Here is a 274-nt window from a genome sequence, read left to right on the forward strand (position 1 = left end):
AGGCCGTCCAGGCTGGTGACGTCGGCGTGGGTCAGCATGCCCTGCGGATCACCCTGGAACGGCGCGCCGATGGCCACCACGGGCAAGCCCTGCTGCACGCTGGCGAGCACTTGCAGGTCGTAGTTGATGATCACGTCGGCCTGTTTGTTGAGCAGCAAGTGCATGCCGTTCACCTGCGGACCGCCCATGCGAATTTCCACGTCCAGGCCGTTCTCGGCATAAATGCCTTTGGCCTTGGCCTGGTAAAAACCGCCCTGCTCGGCCTGCGCGTACC

The 274-nt window shown here is 63.9% G+C and carries 1 protein-coding gene; it reads right to left on the bottom strand.

What is annotated here, in order from left to right:
• The coding region (locus AC0IW9_RS30825) for an ABC transporter substrate-binding protein (protein ID WP_471652109.1) at positions 1-274 on the bottom strand (274 nt) is incomplete at both ends.

Source organism: Belnapia sp. AC561, from assembly GCF_979252845.1.